Raw genomic sequence first — 14,919 nt, 5'->3', positions numbered from 1 at the left:
CAGCGAGATGGCACAAAATCCGGATAAACCTACGCTGGTAGTGATTGGGCACGGCATGGTGGGCCAGCACTTCCTGGAGCAAATGGTCAGCAGGCAGCTACACCAGCAGTATCATATTGTGGTGTACGGCGAAGAGCGCTACGTCGCCTATGACCGTGTGCATTTGTCAGACTATTTTGCCGGGAAAGGGCATCCGGAGCTGTCGCTGGTGCCGCCGGGGTTTATTGAGCAACACGGCATTGAGCTGCGCACAGGGCGCATGGTGGTGGCTGTCGATCGTCAGCAGCGGCAGGTCCGTGAAGCTGACGGTCGCGTCCAGGGGTACGACCGTCTGGTACTGGCCAGCGGCTCCACGCCTTTTGTGCCACCGATTCCAGGCAGTGAACATGCCTCCTGTTTTGTCTATCGTACGCTCGACGATCTCGACGCGCTGGCCGCCAGAGCGGCCAAATCAACCCGCGGCGTGGTGATCGGCGGCGGTCTGCTGGGGCTGGAAGCGGCAAATGCGCTGAAGAAGCTGGGGCTGGAAACGTCGGTGGTTGAGCTTTCACCGCGCCTGATGGCAGTGCAGCTCGACGACGGCGGCGCGGCGATGCTGCGCCGTAAAATTGAAGCGCTGGGGGTTAACGTCCTTACCGGCAAGGCCAGTCAGAGCATTGAAGCGCAGAAAGACGGCACTCTGCGGCTGAATTTTGCCGATGGTAGTGAACTGGAAACCGACCTGGTGCTGTTTTCCGCCGGGATCCGTCCGCGCGATCGCCTGGCGGCAAAGGCCGGACTGACGCTGGGCCCACGCGGGGGCGTGGTGATTGATGACCGCTGTCAGACTTCCGACCCTGCTATCGGAGCCATCGGAGAGTGTGCCGTCTGGCAGGGGAATCTTTATGGCCTGGTGGCACCGGGCTATCAGATGGCGCGGGTGCTGGCCGCCACGCTGGCAGGGGAAGAGACCACATTCACCGGTGCCGATATGAGCACCAAACTGAAGCTGCTGGGGGTTGAAGTCGCCTCGATGGGGGATGCGCACGGAACCACTCCGGGCAGCCAGAGCTACTACTGGACCAATGAACCGCAAGAGATCTACAAAAAAATTGTGGTCTCTGCCGACGGCACAACCCTGCTCGGCGGCGTGCTGGTGGGCGACAGCAGCGAGTACAGCCTGCTGTTACAGATGATGCTTAACGGCATGGCGCTGCCGGAGGCGCCTGAAAGCCTGATCCTTCCGCAGAGCGCCGGGGCACCCTCTAAGGCACTCGGCGTTGCGGCGTTGCCGGATAGCGCACAGGTCTGCTCCTGTCACAACGTGACCAAAGGGGATATCTGTGCCGCCGTGAAAGCAGGAAGCAGCGATATGGCCGCGCTGAAAGCCAGTACCAAAGCGGCAACCGGCTGCGGCGGCTGTGCCGCGCTGGTAAAACAGGTGATGGAGTATCAACTGGCGGATCTGGGCGTAGAGGTGAAGAAAGATATCTGCGAGCACTTCCCGTGGTCGCGTCAGGAGCTTTATTCACTGATCCGCGTGGGCAATATTAAAAGCTTTGAACAGCTGCTGGCAAAACACGGCCACGGCAGCGGTTGTGAAATCTGCAAACCGCTGGTCGGCTCCATCCTCGCCTCCTGCTGGAATGAGTATCTGCTGACGCCCGCGCTGCTGCCGTTGCAGGAAACCAACGATCGCTACTTCGCCAACGTTCAGAAGGATGGCTCTTACTCGGTGGTGCCGCGCATGCCGGCCGGGGAGGTGAGCGCGCAAGGACTGATCGCCATCGGTGAGATTGCGCAGAAATACAGCCTGTACTGCAAAGTCACCGGCGGGCAGCGTATCGATCTGTTTGGGGCACAGCTGGAGCAGCTGCCGGCTATCTGGCAGGAGCTGGTTGCCGCAGGCTTTGAAACCGGCCATGCCTATGGTAAATCACTGCGCACCGTGAAGTCCTGCGTAGGGGCAAACTGGTGCCGCTACGGCGTACAGGATTCCACCGGCTTCGCCACTCTCCTGGAGAACCGCTATAAAGGGCTGCGCGCGCCACACAAGATCAAAATGGCGGTTTCCGGCTGTACGCGCGAGTGTTCTGAAGCCCAGAGCAAGGACATCGGGGTGATTGCCACCGACAAAGGCTGGAATCTCTACGTCTGCGGCAACGGTGGAATGAAGCCACGCCATGCCGACCTGTTCGCCAGCGATCTCGATGATGAGACCCTGGTGCGCTACGTTGACCGCCTGCTGATGTTTTATATCCGCACCGCCGACCGTCTGCAGCGCACCAGCGTCTGGATGGATAATCTGGAAGGGGGACTGGAGTATCTGCGTCAGGTGGTGATCGACGATGTCCTCGGCGTTGCCGCTGAGCTGGAGCAGGAAATGCAGCTGGTGGTTGACCGCTACCAGTGCGAATGGCAGACCACGCTGGCCAGCCCCGATCGCCTGGCGCTGTTCCGCCGCTCGGTAAACGAAGAGCAGCCAGTATCCCTGTGGAACGCGCTGTGTCAGCTGGATGACATCCCACCGCAGGCAGGTATTGGCGCCCGGCTCGGTACGCAGCCTGTTGCTCTGTTCCGCCTGGACGACAGGGTTTACGCTCTGGACGACCGGGAACCGGGCACCCAGGCGAATGTCCTGTCAAGGGGGCTGCTCGGGGACAGCGGCGGTGAACCGCTGGTGATCTCCCCGCTCTATAAACAGCGCTTCCGTCTGAGCAACGGGCAGAGCCTGGATAACCCGGCGCTGTTCCAGCGCTGCTGGCCGGTGAAAGTCGAGCAGGGGCAGGTCTGGGTTGCCAGCACGCCCTTGGCGCAGGCCGATAACGCCACAACGGCATGAGGTGAACGATGACGGCGAAAATGCCTTCTCTTGATAAGCTGCTGGCCGGGAATAGCGCCCCCGGCCAGCGGGGGACCGTATGGCTGGTCGGTGCCGGACCGGGCGCGGTCGATTTGCTGACGCTGCGCGCACTGCGTCTGATCGAACAGGCGGAAATTGTGGTGTATGACCGGCTGGTCGGGCCGGATATTCTGGCGCTGATCCCCGCCGGGGCACTGAGTATTGATGTGGGTAAAACACCGGGATTTCACGGCATGAAGCAGTCGCAGATCAGCCAGCTTTTAGTCGATCTGGCCCTCGCCGGGCGACAGGTCGTACGGCTGAAAGGCGGGGATCCTTTTATTTTTGGCCGCGGCGGAGAAGAGATGGTGTGCCTGCAACAGGCCGGTGTCACCTGCCACATTGTTCCCGGTATTACCGCAGCAACCGGTTGTGCAGCGGCCAGCGGTATCCCGCTGACCCACCGCGACCTGGCCCAGTCGGTGCGCTTTGTCACCGGGCATGGTCGTGACGGTAAGCCACAGCTTGACTGGGAAAGCCTGCGCGATGCGCGCCAGACGCTGGTGTTTTATATGGGACTGACGTGGTGTGATGCCTTAAGCGAGCAGCTTATCAGCTTCGGGCGGGATGCACAGACCCCGGTGGCGATCGTCGAGCGCGGCACGCGCGACGATCAGCGCACGCTGATCGCCCGCCTTGACCAGCTGGCAGAGACGGTCAGGACGTACCAGCCGCAGTCACCGAGCCTGTTAATTGTCGGTGACGTGGTGCGCCTGTACCGGCCCGATCTGCCTCAGGCGGCGGCGACCAGTACTCTGACGCCGAGAGCTTCAAAAGCGGCAATCGCTTCCTGAGTGATTCCGCTGTCGGTGATCAGATACTGGATTTTGCTCCACTCGCACGGCAGCGCAAACATCGATACCTTGTCGATTTTGCTGGAGTCAGCCACTACGTAAACCGTGCTGGCTGAACGGATCATCGCGCTTTTCACCTTGATGTCCGTTTCACTGGGGAAACTCAGGCCGAGCCGGGGTGAAATACAGGCGGTAGCGAGAAACAGCTTCTCTGCCAGCACGTTTTCAAAAAATCCGGCGGCCTTTTCGCCCGACGTGGACAGCGTCGGGAATTTAAACGTGCCGCCGGTCAGAAGAATGTTAATGCCTGGCTCCCCCCCGAGCTTCAGGGCGATATTGACCGCATTGGTCACCACCGACAGCCGGCGGATATGGTTCATATGATTGGCAATCGCGGTGGTAGTCGTGCCGGAATCGAAAATCACCGTATCACCATTTTCTATATGCTGGGCTGCCAGCCGCCCGATGGCATCTTTTGCATCGAGGTGGGTCTGCCTTTCCAGCAGTAGTGCGCCGGTATTCTGCTTCCCGGTCATCAGTGTTGCGCCACCGTGATAGCGCTGCACATGTCCCTCTTTCTGCAGCACACGCAGGTCAGTACGGATGGTCGCTTCCGTCAGACCGAACGCCTCCGTCAGCATTTTCACCGTTACCGTACCGTCCTCGCGGATCATCTCAAGGATTTTTTCCCGGCGCTGCTGCATATCCGCCAGTTGTTCATTTTTGTTTTTCAAGTCAGTCACTCCCTTTGCCTGAACGCTGGTCGCAGGGCGGCCAGCCGGGCTGCTGCGATGAATAGTAACCTCCGGGTGCGCAAATGGCGAGAGTGGCAATTAGCGTCTTTCATTTTCGAATGAAAGTCATTTTGCATCATTTTATTGATTTAACTCACTTTTAACAGTGCAGATATCGCCATGACAGTCTCTGTTCTGCACTATCTTCCTGTTTTTTCTCGCATTGATCTCTTTTTGTGCTTTTGTTTGAAATATGATCTGCCCCACAATATGATTATAAACGATAGCGTATATTTTTATTCGAAAATGAAATTGCCGCAGTTGACTGTCATATCAGCACGCTATCCAGCCCGCGGCGCCACAGATGAAGAGGTAATGATGGACTTTCAGGCAATCAAACAGACTGCGCGCCAGGCCCGGCGCTATGTACTGCAAATGAATCATCGGGCAGGCAAAGGTCACACCGGAGCCGACCTCTCAGAGGTGGATATCATCTGTACGCTGTTTATGGCGGTCATGGACCGCAGCAGCCCACGTCCGGATCAGGATCGTTTCATCCTGTCAAAAGGCCACGGTGCGGGCGGGCTGTATTGCAGCGCGGCGGCCATGGGGCTGATTGACCCGGCGATCCTCGATCAGTTTATGGGTGATGACACGCTGCTGGCGGGCCATCCGATCCATCAGAAGCTGCCTGAACTGGTGGAAATTAATTCCGGAGGCTTAGGCCACGGGCTGTCGATTGGTGTGGGTCTGGCGCTGGGGAACAAACTCTCCGGCCGCGCTAACCGCCGTGCTTTCGTGCTGCTGGGCGATGGCGAACTGGCGGAAGGATCGAACTGGGAAGCGGCGATGTCGGCCAGCAAGTTCAGACTGGAAAACCTGGTCGCGATTGTTGACCGTAACCGCCTGCAGCTGGCGGGTAAAACCGAAGACATCATGCCGCTGGAGCCACTGGCTGACAAATGGCTGGCGTTCGGTTTCGAGGTGCTGGAGTGCAACGGGCACGACCCCGAAGCGATTGCTGCCGCCGTCAATCAGCCCGGCATTGGCAAGCCGCGCGTCATTTTAGCCAATACCGAAAAAGGGCACGGTATCTCCTTTATGGCCAACGTCCCGGCCTGGCACCACGCCGTACCCGATGATGAGCAGCTGGCCCTTGGGCTGGCCGAGCTGGAGGATTAAATATGCAGGACTTACGTGACGCCGTGATTGCCACGCTGGTGGAAGCCCAGAACGCAGGTGCAGATCTCAGTGTGATGGTGGCTGATTCGACCTCCACGTCGAAAATCGCCCCGTTTGAAAAAGCGTTTCCTGACCGGGTGATTAACGTCGGTATTGCCGAACAGAACATGGTCGGCATGGCGGCCGGGGTGGCGCTGAGTGGCCGCACCGTGTTTACCGCCAACGCCGCACCGTTCCTGTTTGCCCGCTCTAACGAACAGCTGAAAAATGATGTTTGCTACTCCGAGACCAACGTCAAGATGCTCGGTCTGAATGCCGGTTTTGCTTACGGCCCGCTGGGGGCGACACATCACTGTACCAACGATATTGCCATCGCCCGTTCGATGGGCAATCTGCAAATTTTCGCTCCGGCGGATGCTATTCAGGCCAGCGCCATTGCCCGTCATGCCATCAGCCATAAAGGCCCGGTCTACATCCGTATGGACAGTGACAAAGTGCCGCTGCTGCACGATGCCGACTACCAGTTTGTACCCGGAAAGCCGGAAGTATTACAGCAGGGGAAAGACACCGTGGTGTTCTGCCTCGGCACGCTGGCCCATGAAGCGCTGGCAGCGAAAGACGACAGCATCACCATTGTGTCACTGCCCTCCCTGTGGCCGCTGGATGAAGCCGCAGTGATCGCGCTGATAGCGGCTCACCGCCAGGTGATCACCATGGAAGAGCATGTGCTGAGCGGCGGACTGAGCAGCATTATCGGTGAGCTGCTGCACCAGCACAGCCTGCGCCAGCGCTTTATTCCGCTGGGCATTCCCCCTTACGAATTTACCCACAGCAGCAGCCGCGTAGCCCTGCGTCGCCAGTTCCGCATCGATGCCGACGGCCTGCGCACCACGTTAGAAAATCTTGTTGCCGCTTGAGGAGAGCCAAAAATGAGTCACGAATATGACGTCAACCTACGCTACGGCGTGGATATTAACGGCAGCCTGAGCGGCAAGGTCGCGGTGGTCACCGGCGGGCTGGGCGGGATCGCCATGGCCAGCAACCAGATGCTGCTGGAAAAAGGCGCGAAGCTGGCGCTGCTCTACCCGGCGTTTGAGCAGAGCAAAGTCGCCGATGTTGCCGGGCAGTTTGCCGCCGATCGCGTGCAGTTTGTCCAGTGCGATGTCACCGATCCGGACTCCGTCGAGCAGGCGATTCGCCAGGTTGAGGCCCACTATGGCCAGATCGACATCCTGGTGAACTGCGCAGGCTACGTGATGTTACAGCCGGTGCTGGAAACCGATTTTGCCGAGTGGCAGAAGCAGGTGGCGGTCAATCTGACCGGGCCGTTCCTCTGCTCACAGGCGGTGGCAAAACGCATGGTGAAGGCGGGTAAAGGCGGAAAAATTATCAATATCGCCTCACAGGCGGCCTCGATAGCCATTGATAACCACGTGGCGTACACCTCGGCTAAAGCGGGCCTGCTGGGCATGACCAAAGTGATGGCGAAAGAGTTCGCCCCGCACAAAATTAACGTTAACACCCTGTCACCGACGGTGGTGCTGACGCCGATGGGCGAAAAAGCCTGGCGCGGTGAGAAAGGGGAAGCGATGAAGCAGCTGATCCCGATGGGCCGCTTTGCCTACACCGACGAAATCGCTGCCGCCGTGCTGTTCTTCGCCAGCAACGGCAGCGACATGATCACCGGTGCCGACCTGATGATCGACGGCGGTTTCACCATTTGGTAACACGTAATCCGCCCTGCGCCCACACCAGAGAACGTCAGTAATAAAGACTGTACCTACACATAACAACATAAGAGAACATCAATATGAAAATGCGTTTAACTCTGTTAGCTCTTGCGACCGCCTGCTCCTTCTCCCATGCCGCTACGGCGGCAGAGAAAGGCACCATCATGATCCTGGTGAACTCTCTGGATAACCCGTATTACGCCTCTGAAGCCAAAGGCGCCAATATGAAGGCCCAGGAGCTGGGATATAAAACCAGCGTGCTGTCGCACGGTGAAGATGTGAAAAAGCAAAGCGAACTGATTGATGCCGCCATCGGTAAAAAAGTGCAGGGCATTATTCTCGACAACGCCGACTCCACCGCCAGCGTGGCCGCGATTAAAAAAGCCAAAGATGCGGGGATCCCGGTGGTGCTGATTAACCGTGAAATTCCGGTGGATGACGTGGCGCTGGAGCAGATCACCCACAATAACTTCCAGGCAGGCTCTGATGTGGCCAACGTCTTCGTCGAGAAGATGGGCGAGAAAGGCACCTATGCCGAACTGACCTGCAACCTGGCCGATAACAACTGCGTCACCCGTTCTAAATCCTTCCATCAGGTGCTCGATCAGTATCCGGATATGAAAAGCGTCGCTAGGCAGGATGCCAAAGGCACCCTGATCGACGGTAAGCGCATTATGGACAGCATTCTGCAGGCGCACCCGGATGTGAAAGGGGTGATCTGCGGCAACGGTCCGGTGGCGCTGGGGGCGATAGCGGCACTGAAAGCTGCCGGTCGTAACGATGTGATCGTCGTCGGCATTGATGGCAGCAACGACGAGCGTGACGCGGTGAAAGCCGGGACGCTGAAAGCCACCGTGATGTTGCAGGCTCAGGCCATTGCCGCCCAGGGCGTGACCGACATCGATAACTACCTGCAGAAAGGCATCAAACCTGAAAAACAGCGCGTAATGTTCCGCGGCATCCTGATCAACCAGGGCAACGCAGACAAAGTGCAGGACTTTAATTTCAAATCCTGAGTTAACGTTTTTATCTGATGTTGCTGCGCCCCTGCGGGGGCGCAAAGGAGAGGATTATGTCCAGGCGACTCTGGCTGGTAATGGCCACTTTAGCCCTTGGCAGCTGCCGGATTGTGTCGCAGCAGGAGCTGGCTGATTTAAAAAATCCGCCTAACCCGGCGATGGCAAAAGTCAGTGCCACCTACCAGCAAAAAATCGTGCCACAGGTGGTCAGCGAGGCGAAACCGCTGGGTGAACTGATGGCGTCACTGACGGCGGCGAAAGATTTTGATTCAGCCTGTAAAGCGCTGGGTTACCGCAGTCAGGATGAAAACCCGTGCGTGTTCAGCGTGAAAATTCAGGGCGCGGTGACGGAGGTGAATACCACCTCGCGCAGCGGGAAAATGACGGTGAAAGATATCAGCGGTCAGGACGTGGTGGTGCAGGTTGGCCCGATCATTCGCGGTACCGCGCTGCGCGATGTCTATAAAGGTGCCAGCTATCAGGACTTCAACGACCAGGTGCTGTTTGGTGACTACGGCCGCGCTATCAACAACCTGGCCTCGGCTGAAGTGAAAAAGTTACAGCCGAAAGTGGGCGACAGCGTTGAGGTCGACGGGGTCTTCAGCAGTTGGGATGTACCGCAGACACCGCCGGATGTTACTCCGGCACGCGTGGTGCGTAAGTAGAGGGTTCATAATGGCTGAATATCAAATCGACCCGCTGTTGTCGCCGGAACAGCAGTCAGATGTCGCGATAGAGACACGCAATGTTTCGCGCCTCTATCCCGGCGTCACCGCGCTCGACCAGGTGAACTATCGCGTCTATCGCAATAAGGTCAATGTGCTGATCGGCGAGAACGGGGCCGGCAAATCCACCATGATGAAAATGCTGGCCGGGGTGGAAGTGCCGTCCTCGGGGCAGATTTTCCTCGACGGTAAAGCGGTATCCCTGCACTCCACCCAGCAGGCAGAAAAGCACGGCATCAGCATCATTTTTCAGGAGCTGAACCTGTTCCCGAATATGAATGTGATGGACAACATCTTTATCGGAAATGAATTTTTCCAGCGCGGCCGGATTAACGAAAAATATCAGTACCAGCTGGCGAAAGCCCTGCTGGAACGGCTGGAACTGGATGTGGATCCTTATGCGCCGCTTGGGGAACTGGGCATCGGCCACCAGCAGCTGGTGGAAATTGCGCGCGCGCTGTCGAAAGACACCAGAGTACTGATTATGGATGAACCGACCTCGGCACTCAGCCAGTCGGAAGTGAAAGTGCTGTTCAATGTCATCGCGGCGCTGAAGCGGCGCGGCGTCACCATTATCTATATCTCTCACCGTCTGGAAGAGCTGATGGAGATTGGCGATCACATCACCATTTTCCGCGACGGTCGCTTCATCAGCGAACGTGAGGTACGCGATGCCAGCGTGCCGTGGATCATCGCCCAGATGGTCGGCGATAAGAAAAAGCAGTTTGATTACGCCGCCGCAAAGCAGGGCGAGGTGGTACTGGAGGTCAGCGGCTTAACCGCGCTGCGCCAGGACGGCGGCTACAAGCTGAATGATGTCGGTTTCAGCCTGCGCAAGGGTGAAGTGGTCGGTATTTATGGCCTGTTGGGGGCCGGACGTACCGAGCTGTTCAAAGGGCTGATTGGCCTGATGGACTGCGAGCACGGCAGCATTGCGCTTAACGGAGAGTGCCTTGACAGGCGCGATTTTCAATACCGCCTGAAGCAGGGTATTGCGCTGGTGCCGGAAGATCGTAAAGGCGAGGGGATGGTGGGCATGATGTCGATTGCCAGCAACATGACCCTGAGCGATCTCAGTCTGCGCGGCTTTCGCCGCGCTCTGGGGCTGCTGCGCCCGCAGCAGGAGAGCGAAAAAGTCAACGATATGGTGCAACGGCTGGCGATCAAAGTCAGCGATACCGACCTGCCGATCACTTCGCTGAGCGGCGGAAATCAACAAAAAGTGGTGCTGGGTAAAGCGCTGATGACCGGACCGGAAGTGGTGCTGCTGGATGAACCGACGCGCGGTATTGACGTCGGTGCCAAAACCGACGTCTATCAGCTGATCGGCAAAATGGCGCAGCAGGGACTGGCCGTGATGTTTTCATCGTCGGAGCTGGATGAAGTCATGGCGCTGGCTGACCGCATCCTGGTGATGGCCGACGGGCGCATCACCGCCGATATTCTGCGTGCCGACGTCACGCGAGAAGCGTTAATCACGGCATCCACGCCGCATGAATAAGCTGGCCTGAGGAAGACAAAATGAATCAAAAATATCTGCTCTACATGTATCTGCTGAAGGCCAGAACCTTTATCGCACTGCTGATTGTGGTGGTTTTTTTCAGCGTGATGGTGCCGAACTTTCTGACGCTGTCTAACCTGCTGATCATGTCCCAGCACGTGGCGATCACCGGGCTGCTGGCGATAGGGATGACGCTGGTGATCCTCACCGGAGGCATTGACCTGTCGGTGGGTGCCGTCGCCGGTATCTGCGGCATGGTGGCCGGGGCGCTGCTGACCAGCGGCGTGCCGATCTGGGGCGGTCAGGTGCTGTTCCTCAACGTGCCGGAGGTGATCCTCGCGGTGGCGGTGTTTGGCATTCTGCTCGGCTTTATCAACGGCGCGGTGATCACCCGGCTGGGCGTTGCGCCCTTCATCTGTACCCTCGGCATGATGTATATCGCCCGCGGTGCCGCGCTGCTGTTTAACGATGGCAGCACCTACGCCAATCTGGTCGGCGTACCGCAGCTGGGCAATACCGGGTTTTCCCTGCTCGGCTCCGGCAGCTTCCTTGGCATCTATTTCCCGATATGGCTGATGGCAGGCTTCCTGCTCATTGGGCTGTACATCACCCGTAAAACGCCGCTCGGCCGCTATATCTATGCGGCGGGCGGGAACGAATCGGCGGCCCGTCTGGCAGGGGTGCCGGTGATTAAAGTGAAAGTGTTTGTTTACGCTTTTTCCGGCCTGTGTGCGGCGCTGGTCGGGCTGGTGGTGGCATCGCAGCTGCAAACGGCCCACCCGATGACCGGCAACATGTTTGAGATGGATGCCATCGGGGCCACGGTGTTGGGCGGTACTGCGCTGGCCGGGGGGCGTGGACGCGTCTCCGGGTCGATTATCGGCGCCTTTGTGATTGTCTTCCTGGCGGATGGCATGGTGATGATGGGCGTCAGCGACTTCTGGCAGATGGTGATTAAGGGGCTGGTGATTGTCACCGCCGTGGTGATCGACCAGTTCCAGCAGAAGCTGCAAAGCAAGGTGGTGTTGATGCGTCGCCATGAAAAAAAGCAGGCGGCCGCGCCGCTTTCTGAGGTCAGCCATGGCTAGAGAACTGATTGTTGCCCTGGATGAAGGCACCAGCAATGTCAAAGCGGTGGCGATTGATGCCCGTGGTCAGGTGGTGGCGAAAGCGTCCCGCCCGCTGACGGTGGCGACGCCGCAGCCGGGCTGGGTCGAACAGGATGGTCTTACCCTGCTGAATGCCTCACTGACTGTGCTGCGCTGCGTGCTCAATACCGTCGGTGAAAACCGGGTGGCGGCCCTGGCGATCAGTAATCAGCGTGAGACGGTTATCGGCTGGGATCGCCTCAGCGGGCAGCCGGTTGGCCCGGCGCTCACCTGGCAGTGCTCGCGCTCCGGGGCGTTCTGCGAACAGCTTAAACGCGACCATCAGGAGGGGCTGATCCGCTCCGTCACCGGGCTGCCGGTGGCACCGCTGTTCTCCGGGTCGAAAATGCGCTGGCTGCTGGATAACATCCCGGACGGTCATCAGCGGGCGGTCAGCGGAGAGCTGTGTCTGGGAACGATTGATGCGTGGCTGCTGTGGAATCTGAGCGGTGGACAGCAGTTCCGCTGTGATACCTCTAACGCAGCGCGTACCCAACTGCTCAACTTACGCAGCGGCGGCTGGGATGAGTCGATGCTGGCGCTGTTTGGCATTCCGCGCGTCGCTCTGCCGGAGATCTGTCCTTCCGGCAGCCTGTTTGGCGTGACCCGCGGGCTGCCAGGGATCCCCGACGGTCTGCCGGTCATGGCGATGGTCGGTGATTCCCATGCGGCGCTGTACGGTCACGGGCTGGGCGCACCGGGTGGGGTGAAAGCCACCTACGGCACCGGTTCATCGGTGATGGCCCCGCTGGATACGCCCGATACCAGCATGACGTCACTGGCTACCACGGTGGCCTGGCACGACGGGCAGCGGCTGGTTTACGCTCTGGAAGGCAATATTCCCCACACCGGGGACGGTGTCGCCTGGATGGCCCAGGCCACCGGTCTGACCGACGGTAAAGGCCTGGTGCTGAGCCGGGCGCTGCACGAGCTTCCCGCCAGCATTGACTCCACACTGGGGGTCTATTTTGTTCCTGCGCTTACCGGAACAGGCGCGCCCTGGTGGGATGACCAGGCGCGCGGGGTGATCTGTGGCCTGAGCCGGGGCGTGACGCCTGCGCATTTGATCCGCGCCGCGCTGGAAGCGATTGCCTACCAGATTGCCGATGTGATCGAGGCGATGCGCCAGCACCCCGGCTTTCACCTGGAGACGCTGATGGTGGACGGCGGGCCGACGCAGAACCCCTGGCTGATGCAGTTTCAGGCCGATCTGCTCGGCTGCCCGGTGGCCCGCAGCAGCACCCCGGAGCTGTCGGCGCTGGGGGCCGGACTGCTGGCCCGGCGCACGCTTGGACAGCTCAACGATGAGCAACTGCTGGCGCTGATGCCGGAACACGATCGCTGGCAGCCCGATCTGCAGCGCCACGACGTCTGTCAGCAGCGCTGGCAGGGCTGGCAGGAGGCGGTGAAACGCACCCTGTGGCAGCCCAAAGACCCACATTCAATGTGAAGGAGTAACCGATGAACCGAGATTTTAGCGGAAAAACCGTGGTGATCACCGGTGCCTGTCGCGGTATTGGTGCCGGTATTGCCGAGCGCTTTGCCCGCGACGGCGCGAACCTGGTACTGGTGTCGAACGACGGACGCGTGTTTGACACGGCTGAGCGGATCAAAGCGTCCTGGGGCTGCGATATTCTGGCCTTACAGGTGAATGTGACCGATGAGACGCAGGTCCAGGGGCTGTATCGTCAGGCGTCAGAGCGTTTCGGCAGCATTGATGTATCCATCCAGAATGCCGGGGTGATCACCATTGACACCTTCGACAAAATGCCCAAAGCCGACTTTGATAACATCCTCGCGGTGAACACCACCGGGGTCTGGCTGTGCTGCCGTGAAGCCGCGAGGTATATGGTAAAGCAACAGTCCGGCAGTTTGATCAATACCTCGTCGGGGCAGGGGCGTCAGGGCTTTATTTATACCCCGCACTATGCGGCCAGCAAGATGGGGGTGATCGGCATTACTCAGAGCCTGTCGCAGGAGCTGGCTCCGTGGAATATCACGGTGAATGCTTTTTGTCCCGGCATTATTGAGAGTGAGATGTGGGACTACAATGACCGGGTATGGGGTGAGATCCTCAGCACGGAGCAAAAAAAATATGGCAAAGGGCAGCTGATGGCGGAGTGGGTGCAGGGGATTCCGCTGAAGCGCGCCGGGCTGCCGGAAGATGTGGCCGGGCTGGTGGCCTTTCTGGCGTCTGATGATGCGCGCTACATTACCGGACAGACGATCAACGTCGATGGCGGCCTGATTATGTCCTGAATCCTGGTGGTGGGGCGCTTATGCCTTTCGTGCGCCCGCCATTCTGCCCGCTGCAAAAGTCTTTATACTCTCTCCTGTCGTGCACCTTCCGGTGAAAAGAGCGCTTCACTGCATGACACAGGCTGACATGATAATGGCGGGATCAGCGGAACGATCCCGGTCAACTGACGGGCAGAGTAAAATGAAACCCTTTTTATTGATAATTTTTATTATTACGGTGCTGTACGTGCACTGGCGGGGGAAAATCCGCTACGGTTTCTGGCGACAGCTGGGTGACCATTCAACGCTTCTCGCCCCCCTCAACTGCTTTATGTATCTTTTTTCCCGTATTCCGGTCACGCCCTTTCTGTCGGACACGCCGTTTCCTGAGCTGGCCGTTCTGCGCGAACACTGGCGCGCCATTCGTGATGAAGGGCAGGCGCTGCTGGCATTGCAACAGATTAAGACGCCGGACAGCGATAGCGACGCGGGGTTTAACGCTTTCTCCAACACCGACTGGAAGCGTTTTTATCTGACAGGATATGGCGAGGCGCCTCCTTCGGCGGCGCTCTGCCCCGCGACCACCGCGCTGCTGCGCAGTATCCCTTCGGTAAAATCTGCGATGTTTGCCCTGCTGCCGGACGGCAGCCGTCTGCCGCGCCACCGCGATCCTTATGCCGGATCGCTGCGTTACCATCTTGGCCTGATCGCACCGAATGACGGCCGCTGTTTTATTGAGGTTGACGGAGAGCGTTACCGCTGGCGCGACGGTCAGGGTGTCATCTTTGACGCAACCTATATCCATTATGCGGAGAATACCAGTGGCCGGCCGCGCCTGGTCCTGTGCTGTGATATTGAGCGCCCGATGTTGTACCGCTGGGCGCAGAGGGTGAATCACTGGTGCGGACGTCATCTGGTATCTGATTAAAGGGCTGTTGTCTGGTGCGCTTGCTGTGCTGATCTGGCG

The 14,919-nt window shown here is 58.9% G+C and carries 11 protein-coding genes and 2 pseudogenes; 12 read left to right on the top strand and 1 reads right to left on the bottom strand.

Annotated elements, in window-relative coordinates; translation table 11 throughout:
* Positions 1–25: 25 nt before the first annotated feature.
* Together nirB and cobA are read left to right on the top strand one after the other, a co-directional pair.
* A pseudogene (gene nirB, locus ABEH87_RS05125) lies at positions 26–2,821 on the top strand (nitrite reductase large subunit NirB); the annotation flags it as partial.
* Positions 2,822–2,829: 8 nt separating this feature from the next.
* Positions 2,830–3,675, top strand: coding sequence for a uroporphyrinogen-III C-methyltransferase (gene cobA / locus ABEH87_RS05120; protein ID WP_346574465.1), 846 nt, complete (start codon positions 2,830–2,832; stop codon positions 3,673–3,675).
* Here the strand turns inward: cobA and ABEH87_RS05115 are convergent.
* The gene (locus ABEH87_RS05115; protein ID WP_346574463.1) at positions 3,615–4,409 is read right to left on the bottom strand and encodes a DeoR/GlpR family DNA-binding transcription regulator; all 795 of its coding nucleotides are present in this window, start codon (positions 4,407–4,409) and stop codon (positions 3,615–3,617) included. The genes cobA and ABEH87_RS05115 overlap by 61 nt on opposite strands.
* Positions 4,410–4,787: 378 nt before the next feature.
* On the opposite strand from ABEH87_RS05115, the gene ABEH87_RS05110 reads away from it, so the two are divergent.
* From ABEH87_RS05110 to ABEH87_RS05065, 10 genes and pseudogenes are all read left to right on the top strand, one after another.
* A complete protein-coding gene (locus tag ABEH87_RS05110; protein ID WP_346574591.1) occupies positions 4,788–5,591 on the top strand; it encodes a transketolase in 804 nt (267 codons plus the stop codon).
* Positions 5,592–5,593: 2 nt separating this feature from the next.
* Positions 5,594–6,508: a transketolase C-terminal domain-containing protein gene (locus tag ABEH87_RS05105; RefSeq protein ID WP_346574461.1), complete on the top strand. Its 915-nt coding sequence runs from the start codon at positions 5,594–5,596 to the stop codon at positions 6,506–6,508.
* A 12-nt stretch (positions 6,509–6,520) separates the two neighbouring features.
* Positions 6,521–7,318, top strand: coding sequence for a GolD/DthD family dehydrogenase (locus ABEH87_RS05100; RefSeq protein ID WP_346574459.1), 798 nt, complete (start codon positions 6,521–6,523; stop codon positions 7,316–7,318).
* Positions 7,319–7,401: 83 nt separating this feature from the next.
* On the top strand, positions 7,402–8,337 hold the full coding sequence (locus ABEH87_RS05095) for a D-ribose ABC transporter substrate-binding protein (RefSeq protein WP_346574457.1): 936 nt from the start codon (positions 7,402–7,404) through the stop codon (positions 8,335–8,337).
* Positions 8,338–8,393: 56 nt separating this feature from the next.
* Positions 8,394–9,005: a DUF2291 domain-containing protein gene (locus ABEH87_RS05090; protein ID WP_346574456.1), complete on the top strand. Its 612-nt coding sequence runs from the start codon at positions 8,394–8,396 to the stop codon at positions 9,003–9,005.
* A 34-nt stretch (positions 9,006–9,039) separates the two neighbouring features.
* Positions 9,040–10,566, top strand: coding sequence for a sugar ABC transporter ATP-binding protein (locus ABEH87_RS05085; RefSeq protein ID WP_346574589.1), 1,527 nt, complete (start codon positions 9,040–9,042; stop codon positions 10,564–10,566).
* Positions 10,567–10,586: 20 nt separating this feature from the next.
* Positions 10,587–11,654 carry an ABC transporter permease gene (locus tag ABEH87_RS05080; protein ID WP_346574454.1) on the top strand — a complete coding sequence of 356 codons (1,068 nt, stop codon included), beginning with the start codon at positions 10,587–10,589 and terminating at the stop codon, positions 11,652–11,654.
* The gene (locus ABEH87_RS05075; RefSeq protein WP_346574453.1) at positions 11,647–13,164 is read left to right on the top strand and encodes an FGGY-family carbohydrate kinase; all 1,518 of its coding nucleotides are present in this window, start codon (positions 11,647–11,649) and stop codon (positions 13,162–13,164) included. Before ABEH87_RS05080 ends, ABEH87_RS05075 begins: the two co-directional genes overlap by 8 nt.
* A gap of 11 nt (positions 13,165–13,175) precedes the next feature.
* Complete coding sequence (locus tag ABEH87_RS05070) at positions 13,176–13,973, top strand: SDR family oxidoreductase (protein ID WP_346574451.1); 798 nt, start codon at positions 13,176–13,178, stop codon at positions 13,971–13,973.
* A gap of 181 nt (positions 13,974–14,154) precedes the next feature.
* Positions 14,155–14,874: pseudogene (locus ABEH87_RS05065) on the top strand (aspartyl/asparaginyl beta-hydroxylase domain-containing protein); the annotation flags it as partial.
* Between the last annotated feature and the right edge of the window lie 45 nt (positions 14,875–14,919).

The sequence above is a fragment of the Erwinia sp. Eh17-17 genome, assembly GCF_039675725.1.
Lineage (GTDB): Bacteria > Pseudomonadota > Gammaproteobacteria > Enterobacterales > Enterobacteriaceae > Erwinia.
Note: the sequence above shows the minus strand (reverse complement) of the source record. Positions and strands in the feature narration are given on the sequence as shown.

Bases quoted from the DNA above. Each gene is read 5' to 3' on its own strand.
- cobA (WP_346574465.1), top strand. From the start codon at position 2,830: ATGACGGCGAAAATGCCTTCTCTTGATAAGCTGCTGGCCGGGAATAGC.
- ABEH87_RS05110 (WP_346574591.1), top strand. From the start codon at position 4,788: ATGGACTTTCAGGCAATCAAACAGACTGCGCGCCAGGCCCGGCGCTAT.
- ABEH87_RS05105 (WP_346574461.1), top strand. From the start codon at position 5,594: ATGCAGGACTTACGTGACGCCGTGATTGCCACGCTGGTGGAAGCCCAG.
- ABEH87_RS05100 (WP_346574459.1), top strand. From the start codon at position 6,521: ATGAGTCACGAATATGACGTCAACCTACGCTACGGCGTGGATATTAAC.
- ABEH87_RS05095 (WP_346574457.1), top strand. From the start codon at position 7,402: ATGAAAATGCGTTTAACTCTGTTAGCTCTTGCGACCGCCTGCTCCTTC.
- ABEH87_RS05090 (WP_346574456.1), top strand. From the start codon at position 8,394: ATGTCCAGGCGACTCTGGCTGGTAATGGCCACTTTAGCCCTTGGCAGC.
- ABEH87_RS05080 (WP_346574454.1), top strand. From the start codon at position 10,587: ATGAATCAAAAATATCTGCTCTACATGTATCTGCTGAAGGCCAGAACC.
- ABEH87_RS05075 (WP_346574453.1), top strand. From the start codon at position 11,647: ATGGCTAGAGAACTGATTGTTGCCCTGGATGAAGGCACCAGCAATGTC.
- ABEH87_RS05070 (WP_346574451.1), top strand. From the start codon at position 13,176: ATGAACCGAGATTTTAGCGGAAAAACCGTGGTGATCACCGGTGCCTGT.